Consider the following 16,150-nt stretch of genomic DNA (forward strand, 5'->3'; position numbering starts at 1 on the left):
GCCTCTGATCGAGCTTTTCCGTCGCATGCGTCATGCGGCCTCGCTTGCGCCGGCCTGCGAGCGGATGCGACGGATTTCGGGAAGGCAGGAGCCGCAATTGGTCCCCGCCTTGAGCTGAAGGCCGATTTCTTCGGCCGTCGCGGCGCCGGCCTCGAAGGCAGCGCGGATCGCGTTCAGGCCGACGCCGAAGCAGGCACAGACGGTCGGGCCGGGATCGGTGCCGCCGGGATCGCGCCCGGCAAGCAGCGCAAGCCGGCTCTCCACGGCTGCCGTTGGGTCGGCGAAGATGGCCTTGACCGTGTCCCAGAGCGGGGCGCGGCCGGCAGGAGCGAGAAAGAAAGCGGCCAGGAGCCGGCCATCCCGGAGCACGGCACAGCGATAGCTGCCGCCGTCGCGGTCGATCAGCTCGGTCAGTTCGTCCGTGCCGAAACGCTCGCGCATCAGGGTCGCGATTGCATCGATGGACAGGTTGGTGGCGAAAAGCCTGCCCTCGCCGCTCTGCACGGCAAGCCGTGCCCACCAGCTCTCCGCCGGCAGGGCAAAGGGCTCGCGCGCCAGAACGAAGCCTTCGAAGCGATAGGCGACCGCCGCGACCGAAACCGGTGTCGCCTTCATTTCGGGCTGGCCCGAGAAGGGGTCGCAAAGCGGCTGCGTCAGGGCGCCGATGCGCGCGTCGGACGCCGTCTCCCCCGACCAGTGGATCGGCGCGAACGCCGCTCCCTCGGCCACGCCGCCATCGGCCACGACCCTCAGGATCGCGGTGCCGTGGATGCTGGCGAGGCGGGCGAAGCCGCCTTCCGCCAACCCCAAACGCGCGATGTCGGCGGGATTCACGGAGACCGAAGGTTCGGCGATATGGGCGCTGAGCCGTGGACTGAAGCCGGTCCGCGTCATGCTGTGCCAGTGGTCACGGACACGGCCGGTGTTGAGCAGCAGCGGGAAATCGCCGCTCGCCTGCGCGGCGAGTTTAGGTGCGGCGAGCGGGCGCATCTGCGCACGTCGTTCGGGGCCGAAAAAGCCACCGTCTCCGAAGAGGCGGTCGGTGCCGCCGGGCTGCCGTGACGGCGCAGGCCACTGCACGGGCCGAAGCCCGTCATAGCCGGCCCGGTCGAGGCCGGCATGGGCGCCGATGTCGAAATCGCGCGTGCCGTCGTTCTCGAAGGCGGAGAGCGCCGCGTGTTCGGCATAGATCTCGTGCGGGCCGGCATAGGCGAAGGCCTCGCCGAAACCGAGACGCTTCGCGACCTCGCCGATGATCCACCAGTCCGGCTTCGCTTCGCCCGGCAGCGGCAGGAAGGCGCGCTGGCGTGAGATCCGCCGCTCGGAATTGGTGACGGTGCCGTCCTTCTCGCCCCAGGCCGCCGCCGGCAGGATGTAATGGGGTCTGGCCGCCAGGGTGTCGTTCGAGAGTACGTTCTCTGAGACGATGAAGAGGTCCAGCCCGGCGAGCGCGGCGCTGACCTTGTCGGCATTTGGGAGAGAGACGGCCGGGTTGGTCGCCATCACCCATAGGGCGCGAATGCGACCATCCGCGACCGCGTCCAGCATCTGGACGGCTTTCAGCCCCTCGCGGCGGGCGATGTTGGGCGCCTGCCAGAAGCGGCGGACGCGGTCGATCTCGTCCGGCGCGTAGCCCATATGGGCGGCGAGCATGTTGGCGAGCCCGCCGACCTCGCGCCCGCCCATGGCATTGGGCTGGCCGGTGAGGGAGAAGGGCCCGCAGCCGGGTCGTCCGATCCGGCCGGTGGCAAGGTGGCAGTTCAGGATCGCGGCGACCTTGTCCGTGCCCTGCGCCGACTGGTTGACGCCCTGGCTCCAGGCCGTGACCACATGTGGCGTGCTGGCCCAGAGTTCGTAGAAGGCCGCGATCCGCTCCTTCGGCAGGCCGGCCGAGGCGGAAACCGAGGCGATGTCCGGCGCAATCTCCCGCGCATTGGCGAGCGCTTCGTCGAAACCCGCGACATGGCGCGCGACATAGCCGCGATCGACGAGGCCGCGATCGGTGAGATGGACGAGCAGCCCGGCGAAGAGCGCGGCATCGGAGCCGGGCTTCAAGGCCATCACCATATCGGCATCTTCCGCCGTCGCGGTGACACGCGGATCCAGCACGACGAGGCGCGCGCCGCGCTCGCGCCGGTTGTCCTGCATCCGCCGGAACAGGATCGGATGGCACCAGGCCGTGTTCGAACCGACGAGGACGATCAGATCGGCGCTGTCGAAATCCTCATAGGCGCCGGGAACGGTGTCCGAGCCGAAGACCCGGCGCTGCGCCGCAACCGTCGAGGACATGCAAAGCCGCGAATTGGTGTCGACATGGGGCGAGCCGATGAAGCCCTTCATCAGCTTGTTGGCGATGTAGTAATCCTCGGTCAGGAGCTGGCCCGAGAGATAGAAGGCGGCTGCCTCCGGCCCGTCGCGGTCGATGATCGCGCGAAAGCCGTTCGCCACCGCATCGAGTGCGGCATCCCAGCTCACGCGGTCATAGCCGCCCGCCGCGTTGCGCTTCAGCGGGTGCAGCACGCGGTGGCCGAGCCCCAGCGTCTCGCCGAGCGCGGAGCCCTTGGAACAGAGCCGTCCCCGATTGGTCGGATGCTCTCCATCGCCTGCGATGGTCGCCCCGCCCCGCCCGTCCGGGGTCGCCAGAACCCCGCAGCCGACCCCGCAATAAGGGCAGGTGGTGCGCGTCGCGGCCGGGGCGAGGGGAGCGTCATGGCGCATCAGGCGGCTTCCCTGACGCAATAGCTTTCGCCGAAAGGCAGGTCGGTGCGGATCGCGCAGATATCCTGTCCCGATCGGATCAGCCCGAGATAGAACAGCGCGCCCTGCGTATCGCCGACCAGAACGCAGCCGGCGAGCCGGCCGTCGCGCAGCACGAACTTGCGGTAGATGCCGGCGGCGGGATCGCGCAGCACGACCGTCTCGGTGCCCTCGCCGGCATCGAATTCGCCGGCCGAGAAGACACCGACGCCGGAGACCTTGAGATTGGTGGAGAGCAGCGAGCCGGTATAGCGCTCCCTCCGATCGGCGAGCCGCGCCGCCAGCACGCGCGCCTGCTCATAGGCCGGCTCGACCAGGCCGTAGGTCTGGCCACGATGCTCGGCGCATTCGCCGATGGCGAAGATCGCAGGATCGCTGCTGGCAAGCCCGTCATCGACGTCGATGCCGCGATTGACGTCGAGCCCCGCCGCCACTGCGAGCTCGACGCGCGGGCGCACGCCGATGGCGACGACGACGAGATCGGCCGGGATCGCGCTGCCGTCGGGCAACTCCACCGCCTCGATCCGACCCTCGCCGACGAAGCGCTCGGCGGTGCAATTCAGCCGGATGTCGATGCCGCGCGCGGCGATCGCAGCGGCGAGCAGGCTCGCGCCCTCGCGGTCGAGCTGGCGCTCCATCAGCCGGTCGGCCAGATGCAGGAGCGTGACCTTGCCGCCGATCCTGGCGAGCCCGTAAGCCGCCTCCAGACCGAGCAGCCCGCCACCGATCACCACGACATGTGCGCCCGCCGCCACCGCGCGAAACCGCGCGGCATCGGCGACGTCGCGGAACGTGGCGACGCCGGGCAATTCGAAGCCCGGCACCGGTGGCATCAGCGGCCGCGAGCCGGTGGCGAGGACGAGCTTGCCATAGGGCAGGCTGAGCCCGTCGCTCAGCGTCACCGTCCTAGCGGCGCGGTCGATCGCGGTGACGGCGCGGCCGTAGAATGTCGAGACGCCCCGCGCTTGCCACCACTCCGCCGGCTTGAGCTCGATCTCGCTGCCGCCGATCTCGCCCGCCAGCAGGGGCGAGAGCAGGACGCGGTTATAGGCGAGGCGCGGCTCGTCCCCGATCACGGCGATGGAATAGCGCCCGAGCGCGCGCTGGCTGAGCTCATCGGCCAGCCGTGTCGCGGCCATGCCATTGCCGACGATGATCAGCGGCTCGGCCATGGCGTCAGGCCACCCGCTTGATCTTCAGCGCCTTGAGATAGTCCAGCGGCGCCGCGGGATCGAACTTCATGCCGTCGAAGAAGGTCTCGACGCCGCGGGAATCGGCGGTCGGGGCACCGGCGACGCCGAGCGTCTTCGCGGCCTCGCGCCAGAGATCGGCGCGGTTGGTCTTGTCGACCAGCGCCTTGATGTCGATCGTCGGGTCGAACTTGCCCCAGCGGATGTTCTCGGTGACGAACCAGGTGTCGAGGCTCTTCCAGGGATAGGAGGTCGCGCCGCCTTCGCCCCAGAACTTCATGTAGAGATTGGTGCCCTTCGCCTCGCGGCCATTGCCGTAGTTGATATCGCCGAGCAGCCGCTTGTTGATGTCCCCGGTGGGGACGTTGAACCATTGCCGCTTGCCGACGATCTCGGCGAGTTCCTGGCGGTTCTCCATCTTGTCGGCCCATTGCTGGGCTTCCATCACTGCCATCAGGATGGCCTGCGTCGCCTTCGGGTTGGCGTCGACGAAATCGGCGCGCATGCCGAGGATCTTCTCGGGATGTTTGAACCAGAGCTCGCCGGTGGTCAGCGCGGTGTAGCCGATGTTCTGGTTGACGAGCTGTTCGTTCCACGGCTCGCCGACGCAGAAGCAGTCCATGGTGCCGACCTTCATGTTCGCCACCATCTGCGGCGGCGGCACGACGATGACCTTGATCTCGGTATCGGGGTCGATGCCCCCGGCCGCGAGCCAGTAACGGATCCAGAGATCGTGGGTGCCGCCCGGGAAGGTCATCGCGGCGGTCAGTTCCTTGCCGGCAGCCTTCTTCCGCTCGAAGGCCTGCTTCAGCGGCGAGGCGTCCTTCTGGACGTTCAGGTCCTTGTATTCGTTGGAGACCGAGATCGCCTGCCCGTCCTCGTTGAGGTTGAGCAGCGTGTACATCGGCAGCGGCTGGCCGTTCTGCATGACCTTGCCGGTCGCATAGAGATGCGTCTTCGGGCGCAGGATGTGGCCGCCATCGATGCCGTTCGCCTTGAAGCCGAGCGCCATGTTGTCGCGCGTCGCGCCCCAGGAGGCCTGCTTGGCGATCTCCATGTCGGGCAGGCCGTGCTTGGCGAAGAGGCCTTTCTCCTTCGCGATGATCAGCGGCGCGGCGTCGGTCAGGGCGATGTAGCCGAGCCGCGTGCCCTTGACCTCGGGGCCTGTCGCCTGCGCGAAGGCGCCGGAGGGCAGGGCCGCCTTCGCCGCGGCAATCAGCGCGGCAGTGCCGGACAGGTGCAGGAAGTCGCGGCGGCTTGCGCTCGTCTGCCGGGCAGCGACCGTCCGGATGTCGGTCGTGGAGCTATGCGTCATGGATCGCCTCCCGATTGCTGAATGGCTGCCCGCCTGAAGCCACCCCGAACGCGAAAACGCCGCGCGAAAACGCCTGGCAGGCGCATTCGACAGCGACGTTGCTGTGTCTTCCGGATCGGGATGGCGCGGGCAGCTTTGGCCGCGTCGCAACATATTCTACAAGGATCATGCCAACCGCTTCGCCAGCGGAGCCGGGCTTGAGTTGCGGGAGATTGCGCGTTCGGGACGCCCACGGGCCGGGGCAGGCGAGCATTGTTGCGGTGCACAATTCCGGCGCGACTGCCTAATTCATGGGCAATAATTCTCCAGAGACGAAAATGCCTTCAAATCGAGCGGGAGGAGGGAGCTTCGCGGCGTTGATCGGCGGCGTGGAGCCGACCCGCAGGTGCAGGACCGTCATTTCAACATCTCCGCGGCGGTGATCAGGGAGCGGGCGATGTCGACGAGCTTGCGCTTCTCGTTCATCGCGGTGCGGCGCATCAAGGCATAGGCGTCGTCCTCGGAGAGGCTCTTCAGCCGCATGACGATGCTCTTGGCCCGGTCGACCGTCTTGCGATCCTCGAGCTGCGAGCGGGCTTCGTCGAGCGCCTCGCGCAGCTTTCGGACGGCGTTGAAGCGGCTGATGCAGATCTGCAGGATCGGTTGCATCCGCTCCTTCTTCAGCCCGTCGACGATATAGGCGGAAACACCGGCTTCGACCGCCGCTTCGATCGAGGCCGCGTCGGATTGGTCCACGAACAGGGTGATCGGGCGGCGGACATGGCGGCTGACCAGGAGCATGTCGGCCAAGGCGTCGCGGCTGGGGTTCTCGAGGTCGACCACCACGACGTCGGGATCGTGGGCCTCGATGGCAGCAACGAGCCCCGTGGTTGCGGTGAGGTGGACAAGTTGCTGGTAGCCAGCTCCACGCAGGCCTTCCGTCATGATCGCAGCCCTGACCTGGCTCGCGCCGACGATAAGGATACGCAGATTGGGCACCATGCCTTGCCGATGTTCCCGGTTGAATGATCAGGGATCACTCAATCAGGAATCGTGCCATCCCAGTTTGCCTGTCCGCATGACGAAACGGCCGTCGCGTGGACGGTCGCGTTGAAGGGGCGAATGCGCTCCTGGCCGGGCGACGCCGGCCAGGTTGCGTCTGCAGGGGGCGGGCTGCGTTGTGCCCGCTACGGTGCCGGACAGGCCGCGCCGCTATCGGCCCAGGCCTGCATCAGAGCACCGAATTCGGCCGCCGTGCCGGGAGCGGGTGTGCGACCCTTGCCGGGATTCCAGCCCCAGAGCACGAGGGTGTCGGTGGTGACGTGCTTGATCAGCGCCGCGGCGTCGCGGCTGCCGTTGCGGTTCTGGTCCTTCAACTGCTCGCAGATCTGGCCGATCGTCTTGCCTTCCCAGGCCATCGAGGCCGGAGCGAGCGCCCAGTGCCCATCGCCCGGAACGCCTGCCGGATCGAAGTTCTGTTTGCCGTGACAGGTTGCACATGGCAGGCCGGTCGCGCCGTGGCCGTCCTTGCCACGCACGACGACGGGTTCGTGAAGCTTGCGCAGATCGCCCTGGCGCGGCCGCTCCGTCGCGGGGTGGCAGTTCATGCAGCGCGGATGGGTGAGCACCTTGCCCATCTCGTTGAACAGTGCGACCGAGCGGTCGTGCTGATTGGCGATCGAGGCGAAGCTCGACGCCGGGCGCAAGACCGCGCTGCCGGATTGGGCCTGCCCGGCATTCTGCGCCAAGGTCAGGGCGCTGCCACCGAGGCAAACCGCGAGCGCCGCGCCTGCGGCGAGGATCAGGTTGCGGCTCATCAGACCGAGCCTCCCTGCATCGGCAGCTGTCGCGGCCGGCCATGGCCGAGCGCGGCGAGCGCATTGGCGACGGCGGGGCCGATCGGCGGCACGCCGGGTTCGCCGATGCCGCTCGGCTTTTCGGTCGAGGCGATGATCGCCACCTCGACCTCCGGCATCTCGTGGATGCGCAACGAGCGGTATTCGTGGAAATTGGTCTGGACCGGCCGGCCGCCGTCGAGCGTGATCTGGCCGTAGAGGGCGTGGCCGAGGCCGAAGCCGATGCCGCCCTCGACCTGCGCCCGGATGATGTCGGGATTGACGGCGACGCCGCAATCGACCGCGCACCAGACCTTGTGCACCTTCGGCTCGCCCTCCGGCCCCATCGAGACCTCCGCGATCTGGGCGACGAAGGAACCGAAGCTCTCGACCACGGCGACACCGCGGGCACGGCCGTCGACCGGTCCCGGCCCCTTCCAGCCCGCGAGTTCGGCGACGGCCTTGAGCACGCCGGCTGCGCGCGGATGCCTGTCGCCCATCAAGGCAAGCCGGCCCTGGACCGCATCCTGCCCGGCCGCCTGGAGCAATTCGTCGACGAAGCACTCGACGGCATAGCCGGTATGGGTGTGGCCGACCGAACGCCACCACAGGGTCGGCACGCCGACCTTGGGATTATGCACCTCGCAGCGGAAATCCGGGACTTCGTAGAAGATCTCGTTGGCGCCCTCGACCGAGGTCGCATCGATGCCGTTCTTCACGACCATCGGCTCCATCGGCGTGCCGAGGAAGAAGGATTGGCCGACGAGCGTGCTCGACCATGCCGCGATCCTGCCGTCCTTCACCGCGCCGCGGAAACGATGGACGAAGAGCGGGCGGTAATAGCCGCCGGTGAGATCATCCTCGCGGGTCCAGACCACCTTGACCGGGCGGTTCGGGCCGATCGTCTTGGCGACCGTGGCGAGTTCGGCCGCCAGATGCTGGCTGACCTGCGCGCGCCGGCCGAAGCTGCCGCCGGCGAGCATCGTCTCCAGCGTCACCTTCTCCGGCGGCAGCCCGAGGACGCCGGCGATGGTCTGGTGCTCGGTGGTCTGAAACTGGCTGCCGAAGCGGGCATGGGCCCTCTCGCCGTCCCATTCGATATAACCGTCGAGCGGCTCCATCGGGGCATGCGCGAGATAGGGGAAGACGAACTCCGCCTCGATCACACGCTCCGCCTTGGCCAGCGCGGCCTCGGCATCGCCATGGCTGCCGGCGACGGTGCCCGGCTGACGGGTGAGCTTGCGGTACTCGGCGATGAGTTCCGGGCTGCCGCGTTTCTCGGCGGCGCTGTCGTCCCAGGTCACCTTCAGCGCCTCGCGCCCCTTCAGCGCCGGCCACATGCCGTTGGCATAGACCGCAACGCCGTAGCCGATCGACTTCACATCGACGACGCCCTTGACCTTAAGCGCTTCCGCCGCATCGAAGCTCGCGACCTTGCCGCCGAAGCGCGGCGAGCGGGCGACGACGACCGTCAGCATGCCGGGCGCGTGGATGTCGATGGTGAACTGCGCCTTGCCGCGCGACTTGTCGGCGCTGTCGAGGCGCTTCACCGCGCCTTCCTTGCCGATGAACTTATAGGCCGAGGCCGGCTTCAGGGGCGGGTTCTCGGGGACCGACAGCTTGGCGGCGGCTTCAGCGAATTCGCCGAACGATCCCTTGCGGCCGGAGGCGTGGCTGATCACGCCCTCCTCGACCTTGATCTCGCCGGTCGGAACCTTCCAGCTATCGGCCGCGGCCTGCACCAGCATCATGCGCGCCGCGGCGCCCGCCTTGCGCATCTGCTCCCAGCTATTGGCGATGGCGGTCGAGCCGCCGGTGCCCTGCACGCCGAAGGCGAGATTGGCATAGAGCTTGACGTCGGCAGGCGCATGCTCGGCGCGCATCTGGCTCCAGGCCGCGTCCATCTCTTCGGCCGCGAGCGTGGCGAGGCCGGTGAACGGGCCTTGCCCCATTTCGATATGCTTGATCAGCACGGTCACGGTGGAATCGGGCGCGACGCGGATGAAGGCGTTCGGCGCGAAGGTGGCGTTGCCGCCCGGCCGATAGGCTGCGCCGGCGCCGGACTGGGCCTTGGCGCCGCGCGGCAGATGGAAACCGATGACGAGGGCTCCGGCGCCGGCCAGCAGCGAGCGGCGGGAAAGCTTGGGGTCATGCGCGGTCATGGCTCAGATCTCCAGCGCGCGGGCCGCGTCATGGATCGCGGCGCGGATACGGACATAAGTGGCGCAGCGGCAGATATTGCCGTTCATCGCGAGGTCGATATCGCGGTCGCTCGGCTTCCTGTTTTCCTTGAGCAGGGCGATGGCGCTCATCACCTGGCCGGATTGGCAATAGCCGCATTGCGGCACGTCGCGCGCGGTCCAGGCGGCCTGGACGGCATCCGCCTCCTTGCCAGCGAGGCCCTCGATCGTGGTGATCTCGCTGGTGCCGACAGCAGAGGCCGGTGTCACGCAGGAGCGCAGGGGCTGGCCGTCGATGAAGACGGTGCAGGCGCCGCATTGGGCGACGCCGCAGCCGAACTTGGTGCCGGTCAGGCCGAGATTGTCGCGGATGACCCAGAGCAGGGGCGTGTCGTCGTCGACATCGACGGTATGCGCCGTCCCGTTGACCTTGAGAGAGACCATGGTTGCCTCCGATGCTGGCAAGACGCAGCGCGGCACCATGGTGCGGATCGAGGGCTCGCCCTCGATGGCCCGATCTGACATACCAGATGGCGGGCGATGGATCCGTAGCCCTGGGTCGCGCGACTGGACTATTTAGACGATTTGAGTCTAATGAGGATGGTCGCGCGCAGTTTGGATTTTGTCAAGACTACTGACGCCGCAATGCCGAACAAAAGCGAAAGTTCCAGCCCGCTCCCCGTCGACGATGCCCATGCCCGCGTCGACCAGATCGCCGATGCGGCGCTGCGGCTGTTTGCCCGCTATGGCTACAAGCGCAGCTCGATGGACGACATCGCCAGGGAGGCCGGGCTCGCCAAGGCGACGCTCTACCTGCATTTCAAGGGCAAGGACGACGTCTTCCGGGCCATGCTGGACCTGCTCGGGCGCCGCGTCGAAGCACGTTGCCGTGAGGTGGTCGCAGCGCAGGGGCCGTTTCCGGAGCGGCTCGCTGCACTGCTCCAGGCCCATCACGGGCAGGCCTATGCCAGTTTCGGCACCGGCGAGCATCTCGTCGAGCTGAAGGCGGTGATGAACACCATCGCGACGCGCCAATTGCAGGCTTTCGAACGGATCTTCACGACGTTTGCCCGTGACCTGCTCTTGCAGGCCGAACAACGCGGAGAGATTGCCTTGTCGCGTCTCTCGGCCAGCGCCGAGGATTGGGTTGCCAGCCTGCTCTTTGCCGCCGCAGGAGCGAAGCTCGGCACCGCACCGGGCGCCGAGGACTATGCACGCAGGCTCGAGGCGATCGCGTCGGTCTTCGCTGCAGCTCTTGCACCATAGGTGCGAATGGTTGCGGAGCCTGGTCCACAGGTCCCGCCGTCTTTCACCAGGAACGGCAAGGAAATCTGGGCCGCGCCGTGCGGCGAGAACAGGGCGGCCGTCATCGACGTCCAGCGCGCTAGCCGAATCCGCCGGCGCGGGGTCGACGATGACGGGCCGGAAGGGGTGGACCTCCAGCCAAATGGCGCGCCATTCAGGATAAAACCGCTTTGTAATCGGCAGAAAGGCAAGCCTCGCTGTCTAACGCGTTTCCTTCAGTAAGTTCCAGTTTTCAAATGCGCGCGAGATCAACTCGTGTCCGGGGCGCGCCAACTCCATCGTTAAGGTATATGAAGTTCCCCCCTGAGGCCTCACGGGCACATCAATCCATTGGCTCCGGAGCAGAGCGGATACAATATTCTTCACAGCCTGCGTATCCGCGGAAGGAACAAACAGGAGCTCGCCGTCGGTTGGGTTGCGCCCGACCATGTCAAGCGGCTCTCCCGAGCGTTCACCGGTCCGGCGCGTGCGTGGAATTCCAAACTCTGCACCGCTTTCGCCGGCAAGTTTGACTGTCATCGCCAAGCCCTTACCGGCCTCCGTGGGCGCTAGGGAAAGGCTCAGAGAGACCGCGCTCTCATTGATTGTAAGTATCCCGATCACGCCAGAAGCCCGGTCGTCAATGCCAGGTGTGGAGGGAGTGGCCGACCAGGCTACCTTGCCGCCCTTGACGGTGGGCTGACCGAGGTCGTCGGTGTTGTCTTCAATCAACCCGCCGCGAACGGTTCCGCCTAGAACCGGTTGCTTGGTCCTTGCAAAGGCGCGATCTACATTCTTGTCCTGCGTGAGATAAGGTTCGTCTACGTTCAGTGAAAATTTAGTCCCAAAGCGCCCTTGTCCGAAGAGAGTTAAAAGTCCGTCGGACCGTGTGCCAGCTGTGAAGAGATTGCCCATTTGTCGGGAATGAAACAATTCTGATTTGAATAAACTCGCGGCATCGCCGCATTTCTTCAAGGCCTCCGAGAGATCCCATTCTATCATATTAAGAACGTGACAGGCGGGAGGAGAGGCAGTCGTGCTTTTACCTACGTCAGCTCGACCTTGGGCGAAGGCTGACCCTGCCTGACCAAATGCTATCCACAATACCGCGAATAACGCAGCACGCCGCCAGCGGCCGGACCAAGCTGACCCAGGTTTGGCCTTGGCGAGTCGTGACATCACATCACCGTCCACATCCCTGCATCTGGCGGCACGCAATCCGCAGCATGGCACAGTTTGAGGTGAGCGATCAGACGCCACCAGCCTTCTCGTTGAGTAATCGCAAAATCTTCTCCACAGGACCATCCGCAACCACGCGTCCACCGTCAACGACAATCACGCGTGAGACCAAGGCGAGAACCGCGTTGCGATGCGTCGTCACGATCAGTGTTTGGTCGGGACGCAATCCTTCTTTGAAACGCGTCACGAACTGTCGCTCTGTAGCGGTATCCATGGAGCTTGTCGGATCATCGAGAAAGATGATCCGACCCGGCGAGAGCAGCGCCCGAGCCAGTCCGAGAATTTGCCTTTGCCCGCTGGAGAGCTGCTGTCCGCGCTCGCCGACTTGCCGTTCGAAACCTGCTGGATGCGCTTGAACGAAATCCGCCAGGCCAGACAGTCTCGCGACCTCCAAAAGCTCTGCGTCGGAGGCATTAGGATTGGACAGGCGTAAATTCTGCCGGACACTGCCGTTGAAAACGTGCGTATCATGCGTCACGACGCTGATCGCAGATCGAATTTCCTGCGGGTGGTACTGACGAATGTCGACACCATCGATCAGCAGCTCTCCAGAATCGACTTCGTAGAGACGTCCTAGGAGCCGGCCTACTGTGGTCTTACCCGCGCCAATGCGCCCAAGAATGGCAACCCGTTCGCCAGGGTGAATCTTAATATTGATTCCGTTCAAAACCGGACGAACTTGCCCGGCATACGTAAAATTGGCAGCTCGAAATTCGATATCACCACGCTCGATGACGCGCGACACCAGCATACGTTTGTCGCTACGTTCATCAGGCAGCTTCATAATGGCATCGAGGCTGTGATAGGCACTGACTGCCTGGCGCACGCGCGACAGCATCAGCGCGATCTGAGCGAGGGGCGCAATAGCGCGGCTGCCAAGCATGGCAGAGGCGATGATGCCGCCAGTCGTAATCATCCCAAGATCAAAAAGGTAGGCGCCCACCACGATGGTGACGACCGTCACGATGTTCTGAAGAAGGTAGGACAGGTTCGCGGCGAATGCCGCATAGTTCTTGATTCGGTGCGTCGTGTTCGTTGCAACGGTGGTGATATCGCGCCAGCGCCGCAGGAAAATGCCTTCTGCCCGAACAGCCTTGATAGTCTCCAAGCCGGCGACGATTTCGACCATTAAAGATTGCCGATGCGAGCTTGATTGATCAGCCTTTCCGATTTCCGCCGCGATCAGGCGCTGCACCACGAAGCCGAGCAGGACGAGAGAGGCGATCGCGAAGACGGGAAACAGCGCCAGATATGGGCTAATTGCTAAGATGACGCCTAAAAAAATGAAGGCAAAAACGAAATCGACGAAATAGATGACGGTATTGGACCCAATGAACTCGCGCAGGAATTCATATTCCGAGATTCGTTGGACCGTGATGCCGGTGGTCGGCGTGTTGGCCTGGAGGGTCGTGTTCATGATCCTCTCGATCAGCAGGCTCGAAATGCGGATGTCGAGCTGCCGTGCCATGTGATCGACGAGGAACGCTCGCGCAGAGCGCAGGAGCACGTCGAAGATCAGTGCCGTCGCTGCTCCAATGGCCAGAACCCACAAGGTCGAGATCGCCTTGTTGGGCAAGACGCGATCATAAACGTTCATGGTGAAGAGCGGGCCGACGAGAGCCAGCAAATTCACGAAAGCAGATGCGAAGAAAGCCTCGAAATAGCTGCGCCAATGGGGGCGAATGGCGGCCCAAAGCCAATTCTTGTCGACATCGAGAGTTTCTTCACCGGCGGGGTCGGTCGCCGTCAGGTTCGGCGAAAATCGTAGAATGTCGCCTCCATCGATACCTTTCAGCGCCTCGACGGGGACCGTTGAGGTGATGTGCTGTCTCGGCGCGTAGATCTCGGCATGCCTACGATCCGGGGTTAAAGAGCGCAGGAGAACTGGTGCTCCTTCCTGCACCCAGGCCACAGCCGGAAAATCGGTTTCCACCGGCGCGCCAGCGTCAAACCGCACCCAATCAGCGCGTAGCCCAACTCTCTCGGCTGCGCGGATAAAATGCTCTAGAGAAAGCCCATCCTCGCTGACGGGCAGCCCAGCGGTCAAAATCGAGACTGCAGTTGGGCGCTCGAAAAGCGTCGCCAACTGCACAAGGCATAGCAGCAGAGGGTCGCTATTTTCACTGAGATCTGAAATCGACAAGGGAGGCGCTTGCGCACCTCCCTCGAGTGGCACTGATGTGCCGTGCATGGCAATCTGCCTCTCGGCCAAGACTTAAAGCGCCGGAGGAGGAACGGTCAGCCGTCCCTTGTTCGGCGAATAGCGTGGCAATGTCTCTGCATCGGCGGTCGGCGGGACACCAGCCTCGGTGCGAGCATAGGTCTCAGCCTGTTTCGGTGCGCGTAACCCGAAAGCCGATACTAACTGGCCAGTCGAAGCCAGGATACGATACTCGGAGAAACGCGCAGCCATCTGGGCGGTCTCGTGCAGGACTTTTGCATTGTAGCGCGTGTTCTGTGCGTCCAGCAGATCGAGAAGCGAACGGCGCCCGACCTGGAACTGTTCAGAATAGGCTGTCACAAGCCGATCGCCAACGCCGGCCTGCTGACCGAGGACGCCTGACAGCTCACTCTGCCGCTGTCGCCGTTCAAACGAGAGTTTCACGGCTTCGCGCACTTCGCGCAGAATCTGGTCCCGATTGTGCTGAGCTTCCGCAACACGTCGCGTCTGCTCCTGGATTGCGGCTTGGTCAATGCCGCCATTGTAGAGATTCATGCGCATGACGGCGCGTGCCTGCAGGTCGTTCGTGCGCCCCTGTACGCCGTCGATATCCCGACCGGCGCGCGCTCTGCCCTCGAGGAAGATCTCCGGCAGCATCTTGCCGCGTGCCTTCTTCACAAGAGCGTGGGCCGCATCGATATCGGCGGTAGCGATGTGAATGCGAGGGTTGTTCCGCACTGCGAGAACAAGCCCGCTTTCGACCGATTTGGGCAGTCTGGCGGCCATCGAAGGCGGTAGCGCACCCCTGACAAACGGCTTGCCCACAAGCCGTTGTAGGCGCACCTTGGCTTCGTTAAGAGCTTGTTTGGCTTCGATTACCCGCGCGCGAGCTGCGATCACTCGCTCTTCGCCTTGTCTCAAATCCGCATCGGTGAGAGAGCCGTTGCTGACATTGCCGCGGATACGTTGTGCCGTATCCTGCAGGTAGCCCACGTTCTGTGAAGCAAGTCCGACGAGACGCTCTTGTAGCAGGATATCGAAATACTCGCGCGCAACCTCAAGCGCCAAAAACTCTGAACGCTCCAGTACCCGATGCGAGGCACCATCTACGCGCGACGCCTGCCGTTCGACCTCAGCATCGGTGGTGAAGCCGTCAAAAAGTCGCCATGTTCCAACGATGCCGATCTCGACCGGAGAATAGCCCGTCTTGGCGCGCGCGCCCGTCAGGTTATCGATGGCGCTGCCTCGGCGATCGAGATCGCGGGCTCCAATCGAGGTTTCGGCATCGACGCGCGGCATATAAAGCCCGCGAGCCTGACGCAGCTCGAACTCGATTGCCTCGCGATTCTCGATCGCGGCCCCGATCTGCGGATTTGAATCAATCGTGGTTGCGATGGCTTCGCGCAATGTGAGCGCAGAAGCACGCGTCGCAGCTGAAATCGGAAACGCGCCGATAACTACGCTCAGCAGCATCGCTCGCGATGCAGGGCCTCGCCTGTTCAAACTCACTTCAACGCCCCCCGGTGATCTATTCGAGATCTATAACCCACGGCCCTTGACTATGGGTGAGAGAGAATACGAGAATCGTTCATGCAATGTCTAACGTCATACATGAAACGGATATTTAGCGCGCTATCCTGAACGGATGATGACTTTGCGCTACCGACTCATGGTTGCGCGCATCCGCGCATGGTAACATTCACAATTCCAAAGCCGATCGGGATCTAGCTCGCGATACGACAGCATCCCTGATGCAATGCCGCAGGCCGTGCGGGAGGCGTAAGCCCAGGTGATCCGCTCTGAACGGCTGGCCTCGGTCGATATCGCTACGGAAACCGCTCGCGCTTCAGCATAGCGTGCGTCAATCTCTCTCTGAATCACAGAGAAATCCTGCTCTCGCGCCAATGCAGAATGGCCTTGGGCCTGGCAGATGGCTGGCAGGCCTCGGGTTGGAGGAGCTTTGATCAGGTCAGCTGCGTGGGCCCCAAGGGGCGGAAGGAGTAGCATGGGCAGCGCGCAGACTAAAAAGGGAAGGCGCATTGGCATACTCCGCGCGCTCATTGTTTTGTTCCGTTCTAAATAACATCGACCGACGGAGGATGAGAAGACGTTGCCGTAACGTTTTGCGGGGTAGCTGCAGCTTAAGGGTAGGTGTTGTAAAATGGCAACCGGTGAAAAAAGAGGAATACCGGCAGAGGCGAATCGGCTGT

General features: G+C 64.4%; 11 protein-coding genes. 1 reads left to right on the forward strand and 10 read right to left on the reverse strand.

Features of this window, described 5'->3' with window-relative positions:
- Positions 1-30 precede the first annotated feature (30 nt).
- From FHT98_RS15090 to FHT98_RS15120, 7 genes are all read right to left on the reverse strand, one after another.
- Positions 31-2,718, reverse strand: a complete 2,688-nt coding sequence (locus FHT98_RS15090; RefSeq protein WP_142114533.1) for a nitrate reductase — start codon at positions 2,716-2,718, stop codon at positions 31-33.
- Positions 2,718-3,929, reverse strand: a complete 1,212-nt coding sequence (locus tag FHT98_RS15095) for an NAD(P)/FAD-dependent oxidoreductase (RefSeq protein WP_142114534.1) — start codon at positions 3,927-3,929, stop codon at positions 2,718-2,720. The genes FHT98_RS15090 and FHT98_RS15095 overlap by 1 nt, the downstream gene beginning before the upstream one ends.
- Positions 3,930-3,933: 4 nt before the next feature.
- Positions 3,934-5,262 (reverse strand): CmpA/NrtA family ABC transporter substrate-binding protein, encoded by a 1,329-nt coding sequence (locus FHT98_RS15100; protein WP_142114535.1) that lies wholly within the window; start codon positions 5,260-5,262, stop codon positions 3,934-3,936.
- Positions 5,263-5,658: 396 nt separating this feature from the next.
- Positions 5,659-6,243, reverse strand: coding sequence for an ANTAR domain-containing response regulator (locus FHT98_RS15105; RefSeq protein WP_142114536.1), 585 nt, complete (start codon positions 6,241-6,243; stop codon positions 5,659-5,661).
- Positions 6,244-6,428: 185 nt separating this feature from the next.
- Complete coding sequence (locus FHT98_RS15110) at positions 6,429-7,058, reverse strand: Isoquinoline 1-oxidoreductase subunit (RefSeq protein ID WP_349236271.1); 630 nt, start codon at positions 7,056-7,058, stop codon at positions 6,429-6,431.
- Positions 7,058-9,238, reverse strand: a complete 2,181-nt coding sequence (locus FHT98_RS15115; RefSeq protein ID WP_142114537.1) for a xanthine dehydrogenase family protein molybdopterin-binding subunit — start codon at positions 9,236-9,238, stop codon at positions 7,058-7,060. Before FHT98_RS15115 ends, FHT98_RS15110 begins: the two co-directional genes overlap by 1 nt.
- A 3-nt stretch (positions 9,239-9,241) precedes the next feature.
- A complete protein-coding gene (locus tag FHT98_RS15120; protein WP_142114538.1) occupies positions 9,242-9,700 on the reverse strand; it encodes a (2Fe-2S)-binding protein in 459 nt (152 codons plus the stop codon).
- Positions 9,701-9,901: 201 nt separating this feature from the next.
- Here FHT98_RS15120 and FHT98_RS15125 point away from each other — a divergent pair, with 201 nt between their 5' ends.
- Positions 9,902-10,522, forward strand: a complete 621-nt coding sequence (locus FHT98_RS15125) for a TetR/AcrR family transcriptional regulator (protein ID WP_162766204.1) — start codon at positions 9,902-9,904, stop codon at positions 10,520-10,522.
- Positions 10,523-10,762: 240 nt separating this feature from the next.
- Here the strand turns inward: FHT98_RS15125 and FHT98_RS15130 are convergent, their stop codons facing one another.
- From FHT98_RS15130 to FHT98_RS15140, 3 genes are all read right to left on the reverse strand, one after another.
- On the reverse strand, positions 10,763-11,515 hold the full coding sequence (locus tag FHT98_RS15130; protein ID WP_142114539.1) for a hypothetical protein: 753 nt from the start codon (positions 11,513-11,515) through the stop codon (positions 10,763-10,765).
- A 274-nt stretch (positions 11,516-11,789) separates the two neighbouring features.
- Entirely contained in the window at positions 11,790-13,922 is a 2,133-nt protein-coding gene (locus FHT98_RS15135; protein WP_162766206.1) for a type I secretion system permease/ATPase, read from the reverse strand.
- A 72-nt stretch (positions 13,923-13,994) separates the two neighbouring features.
- Complete coding sequence (locus FHT98_RS15140) at positions 13,995-15,413, reverse strand: TolC family protein (protein WP_061966466.1); 1,419 nt, start codon at positions 15,411-15,413, stop codon at positions 13,995-13,997.
- Between the last annotated feature and the right edge of the window lie 737 nt (positions 15,414-16,150).

The sequence above is a fragment of the Allobosea sp. AK1 genome, assembly GCF_006714945.1.
GTDB classification, from domain to species: Bacteria; Pseudomonadota; Alphaproteobacteria; order Rhizobiales; family Beijerinckiaceae; genus Allobosea; species Allobosea robiniae.